Consider the following 5,156-nt stretch of genomic DNA (forward strand, 5'->3'; position numbering starts at 1 on the left):
AATATGGTTTGTTGTTCATCAAAATGTATTGAAATGGAAGTAAAAATAACTAATTTCTGCTTTTCTAAGCTTAATAATTAGCTATTTCATCTTTTGGCAAGCCTTTAATTTTATAAAAAAATCTTCGCACTGTTTTATTAGAAAAGAATTTCATGAAAAGTCTGTTCTTAGTAAAGTAATCTATTTTGCTACTGTCTTTAACATCACGAGTTGGCAATAAGATTTCAGGTTTTACGTTATTAGGAGCTATTTTATCTAAGGTTTCCTGCATCCAATCTTCAAAAGCATTGCCCATGTGATAAGCATAATTATCATTTGTTGTCAATCGCCATAGCCCTTTTTTCAAAGGCATTTCATCTAAATATTTCTCTGTATCTGCACCCATTTTGAAGTCGAAATACGTTCTTGTTTCCTGAAAAATACTTTTCTTATAGGTTGCCACAAAATGTCCGGAACCTACAACAGCAATGTCTTTTTTATTTTCAATCGTTAGATTCCATTTTAGATGTACCGGATTGAAACTGTCTTCGCCCCAAATGCTATGGAAGAACTTCTTCATAGCTTCGGGGTTTTTAACTTCAGTGAATTTCAATTTCTTCGAAAAAAAGTTTTCTGAAATCAAATTACCGCATAAATGAGAAAAAACCCTAAACTGAGGAACGACTCCAACAACTCCCGCTTTAGGAAAAGCATTGAATATTTTTACCGTTTCGTTTTGCCAATTTTCCAGAAAAAAAACATCCGAATCAGATATGGTTACTAATTCAATATTGTTTCCAACTAGTCCTTTTACAATAGAGTTTAATTTCCCGATATTGGCAGTATGAATGACTTCGTGTATTTTTTGGCTGGTAAATAAACTATCCAAATACTCTTTTATCTCATTGGAACTTCCATTATCGATAACACTTATAAAAGTTTTGCTGTGGGCTGTTTTAAACAGCGATTCCAAACAGATTTGAAGAATCCTGAAACTATCTTTAAAATAACCTTGCTGATTGGGTATATAAACCGGAATTATAACCTGATGAATGAATTCAGATTTTTCCTGTTGCTTATCCTTATGTGGGTTTAAACCTTTTCGCATTTTTTATTAAAATTATTGAACAAATTCTGAGAATCATTGCCTTTGACAAGAATATAATCAGCGCTTCCTTCGAATTCCTTTACACTGATAAATTGGTTTGCGTGGATTTTATAAATAGCATCAAATTCGCTTGCTTTTAAAGTTTCCACAATTGATTTGCAGACATCAAGACCATTGATTTCTTCAAGCAATTCAATGATAATTGCACCTTGTTTAATTTCACCGATGATTTTTTCACCGCCTTCAATAACTTCTTTTTCAAAACCTTCAACATCAATTTTTAGAAGCAGGTTTTCACAATTGATATATTCTTTAAAATCATCAAGACGCGTTAATGGAATATTTAATTTTTTTGTGTTTTCTCCGAAACTGACTTTAAGCGAATGTCTTCCTTTATTCCAATCCTGATTGATATTCATGGATATTGTTCCTTTAAAATTTCCTAATCCCATTTTAAAAGGTCGGATATTCCCAATGTCATTCAAATCAATGTTTCGGATGAAACAATTAAAATTATTAGTTTCCGGCTCGAAAGAAAAAATCTCAATATTAGGGTTGCTTTTTGCAGCTGATATCGAATGAAGTCCAATGTTTGCACCAATATCTATAAAATTATAACCTTTTGCCGCGTAGTTTTCTATCAGTTTTAGAATTATGACTTCATTGTAACTGTTAAAAATAATATTTGATTCGATTGCGGAATTGGGACTCGCGCATATTTTCAAACCATTGAAATCAAATACAAACTTCCTATCTCCAATTAATCCCTTAATCAGGTTTCTAAGTAAGTTGCTTCTCTTAACATTGTTATAAATCAGAAGTAAAAATTTTGCGATTATTTGTCTCATGATGAGTGCGTAGCTGTCGTTTAATTATTTTTAAATATTTCTTCTAATGAATTTTTGAATTTTTCATCACTAAAATAATCCCCAAATGGATAAACCGGTTCTGCTGAATTTAATCTTTGGATAATTAAGGTTTCTAATTTTTGTTTGATTTCTTCCTTATCAGTACAAGTTGCAATATATCGATTATCTTTTATAATCATTCTCATTTCACTTCTTGCCGGAGATATAGAAAGTATAGGCTTATTTGTTGCTGCCAAAAATGGTGCTTTCCCAACTAAAATATTGCAATAAATTGGGCCATTTTCCAAAATGATATTGATATCCGAATGCTTCTGTTCAAAACACGAATTAGAAAAATTTAGCGTGTCTAAAATAACAATATTGGCTGTTGACGAATATCTTGCTCTCAATTTATCCATATCTGTGCCTTTAATGCGCAGCACAAATTCTGTGTTTTCCTTGTAATCAGTATTGCTTTCCACTAATTCCTCATAAGCATCCAGCAAGATTTCAATGTTTCTTCCGAACTGGATTGCGCCGTGATATGAAATGGTAATTTTTTTATTTTTTTGTAAAACTTTACCAGTATCAGATAAATCAAAAACAGTATCAGCATATTGATGTGGCAGCGTATAGAATTTTTTCCTGGTTCCGTACAAATATTCCATATCGTTTGACAAGGTGTTTGCGGCACTCATGCATCTTTTTGCCTGAGAAACAACGCTCATCATTTCTTTCATTTTGAACATTTCCAGGTTTGTCAATTTACTTTGTGAACCTACATACCAAAAAACGGGATACGGATCGTGAAAGTTAATGATAGCTCTTTTCAGAATTGGCAAATCTTTAGCCGCTAAAATCGTTTCGTGAGCCAATCCTGCGCTTCTGATAAAAATATGATCATATTTTTGATGGTCAATCTTTTCAATATAGGAGCGATAAACGTTCGTTCGATGTCTTGCTGCCAATGAAACATGAAAAATTCTCCAGTATAATCTGTTTATCAATAGGATGAAAAAAGGATATTTAAGATTTAGAATGTGCGTTTTTATTGAATCTACCGGCAATAGATCAAGTTGGTCTTCACTTGGATGACTTTTGAGATACACAACATCTATCAACGCATTTGGGTAAGTCGTTCTTAGTTTTGATAAAAAAGATCGGGAAACAATTCCTTCACTTGTCCCAGAGACTCTTAAGTCTTGAGCTATAACCAGGAATTTTATCATTTTCTGTTTTTTAAATGGACTTGACTATTTTGGCAATAAAAATACCATATTTTTTCAGATACATTTTTGAAATGTACAACTTTGTAAAAAGCAACCAAAAGTTTATGTTTTTTTTATTGTCTAAAAAGGTTTTCTCAAGTCTGAATAATAATATTTCGGTTTGTTCAGCATTGAAAAAAGAGCCTTTTTTATTCAGCAAATAATAGTAATAATTAAACGCAGCTATATTTTTCGGAAGTGAATCATCTTTTTTAGCCGTAATATTAATGTCGCTTAATCTGAAATAAACCAAAGCTTTGTTGATGGTATAGATATATCCAAAATAGGTACATTCGAGAACAGCCAAATAATCAGCAAACCATGCTAAAGGAAGTTCTTTGAATTTAATTTCCCCGAGTACTTTTTTCCTGAAAATAAATTCACTCAATGAACTCCGGGTTCCACCTTTAATTTTTCGCATCAAAAAATCGGTAGATTTCTCTAATTTGGGATGTTCATAAACTTTTGAGATTTCTTTGGAATCCTGGTCAATTACTACTGTGGCATAGCGAATAACATTGATGTTTTGCTGATTCACTTCTTCCATTGCAGCATAAAATTCGGCTACAACATTTTCGCCCAAAACATCATCATCACACAAAATCATAATCCATTCTTCATTTTGAGTCATTGCCATGCAACGTTCCCACTGCTTAACAAGAGAAATGCTTCCGATGTTATTGTCAAATCGTTTGTATTTAAAATCAATATCCTTTTGGTATTTTTCTAGTACTAACGAAGGATTTTCCGGACTTGCATCATCTCCAATATATACATTGAATCGCTTATCTGTTTGATTAGCTAATGAAAGTAAGGTAGCTTCAAAGAAATTGATTTTAAAATATGGAATGACAATAGCTAGCAAATGAAATTATTTAGTGAGTTTGGTTTGTTGAAATAGTTTCTTGGCCAAAGGTAACAAACCTATTTTTTTGATGAGTTTTTTACAGAATAATCCAAATTGGTATGAATTGGATTTTTTCAAAGCCATTTGCCTGTTTTTCCAATAAACCATGCTACTATTATAGCGCATGATAACAGCTTCATAAAGTAGTTGAAAGTCAGCATCGCTTATAAACTGCTTCATATAATCTAATGCCTGAAGCGTTTCATTAAAAAAAACTGCGGTATTAGTCCGTCCGTTAGGATTTTTTCGGTACAGCGCTAATTGCTTTGGAATGTAATATGTTTTTGGGGAATTTTGAAAAACCCTCAGCCACGTTACCCAATCTTCCTGAGCTGTTAAACCTTCCGGAAACTGAATATCCTTTAGCAAGGCAGCCTTAAAAAACCAGCAATGAATTGGTACTGTGAATCCGTCATTCCAATATCGGGCTAAATTATAAAAGTTAAACTCGTATTTTTCCAGTTGGGAAAAAGGCGGAAATGTATTGGTTATGGTTTTTGAAAAAATCAAATAATTAGAACATACTATATCAACTTCCTGCTTTTGAATAGCATCAATTGAAATCAATAATTTATCAGAAGCTAACAAATCATCCGAATCAAGGAATTGTATAAAGTCACCTTTAGCTTTGCTAAGACCAAAATTCCTGGCAGCGCTAACACCTTTGTTTTCTTTTTTGTGGTAAGAAAACCGGTTATCTTTTATTACCCATTTATTGATTATTTCTGCGGTATTATCGGTACTTCCGTCATCAATCAGCAAACATTCCCATTGCGCATATTGCTGATTGAAAACAGACAACAAAGTCTCATCAATGAACTCGGCTTGATTATAGCAGGGAATTATTATAGATACCAACATATCAATTTGTCTGCATTATGAATTGTTAAAATCATTTTTTACTTCTTTGACAGCATTTAGCCATTCATGTCCGTATTTTAAATCAGGCTCCAGATAATTACCTTCTGCCCATTCGTTCCAGGATTTTATTACAACAAAATTAGGGTTTTCAGGATGGTTCCTATATTCATTTACAATTTTATTTA

At 32.4% G+C, this 5,156-nt stretch carries 6 protein-coding genes; all 6 read right to left on the bottom strand.

All coding sequences use genetic code 11. The features are described 5' to 3' along the window. Positions 1-70: 70 nt before the first annotated feature. From ABIQ27_RS01545 to ABIQ27_RS01570, 6 genes are read right to left on the bottom strand one after another with little or no spacing between them, the layout of a single operon-like run. A complete protein-coding gene (locus ABIQ27_RS01545; protein WP_348031407.1) occupies positions 71-1,087 on the bottom strand; it encodes a glycosyltransferase family 2 protein in 1,017 nt (338 codons plus the stop codon). After that, positions 1,072-1,935 (bottom strand): FkbM family methyltransferase, encoded by an 864-nt coding sequence (locus ABIQ27_RS01550; protein WP_348031408.1) that lies wholly within the window; start codon positions 1,933-1,935, stop codon positions 1,072-1,074. Before ABIQ27_RS01550 ends, ABIQ27_RS01545 begins: the two co-directional genes overlap by 16 nt. Before the next feature lie 20 nt (positions 1,936-1,955). Continuing rightward, positions 1,956-3,164, bottom strand: a complete 1,209-nt coding sequence (locus ABIQ27_RS01555; protein WP_348031410.1) for a hypothetical protein — start codon at positions 3,162-3,164, stop codon at positions 1,956-1,958. A gap of 10 nt (positions 3,165-3,174) precedes the next feature. Beyond that, a complete protein-coding gene (locus ABIQ27_RS01560) occupies positions 3,175-4,068 on the bottom strand; it encodes a glycosyltransferase (protein WP_348031412.1) in 894 nt (297 codons plus the stop codon). Positions 4,069-4,074: 6 nt separating this feature from the next. Beyond that, positions 4,075-4,971, bottom strand: a complete 897-nt coding sequence (locus ABIQ27_RS01565; protein ID WP_348031414.1) for a glycosyltransferase family 2 protein — start codon at positions 4,969-4,971, stop codon at positions 4,075-4,077. A 15-nt stretch (positions 4,972-4,986) separates the two neighbouring features. Next, a complete protein-coding gene (locus ABIQ27_RS01570) occupies positions 4,987-5,148 on the bottom strand; it encodes a glycoside hydrolase family 99-like domain-containing protein (protein WP_348031416.1) in 162 nt (53 codons plus the stop codon). Between the last annotated feature and the right edge of the window lie 8 nt (positions 5,149-5,156).

The organism is Flavobacterium sp. (assembly GCF_039916025.1).
GTDB lineage: Bacteria > Bacteroidota > Bacteroidia > Flavobacteriales > Flavobacteriaceae > Flavobacterium.

Bases quoted from the DNA above. Each gene is read 5' to 3' on its own strand.
- ABIQ27_RS01565 (WP_348031414.1), bottom strand. From the start codon at position 4,971: ATGTTGGTATCTATAATAATTCCCTGCTATAATCAAGCCGAGTTCATT.
- ABIQ27_RS01555 (WP_348031410.1), bottom strand. From the start codon at position 3,164: ATGATAAAATTCCTGGTTATAGCTCAAGACTTAAGAGTCTCTGGGACA.
- ABIQ27_RS01550 (WP_348031408.1), bottom strand. From the start codon at position 1,935: ATGAGACAAATAATCGCAAAATTTTTACTTCTGATTTATAACAATGTT.
- ABIQ27_RS01545 (WP_348031407.1), bottom strand. From the start codon at position 1,087: ATGCGAAAAGGTTTAAACCCACATAAGGATAAGCAACAGGAAAAATCT.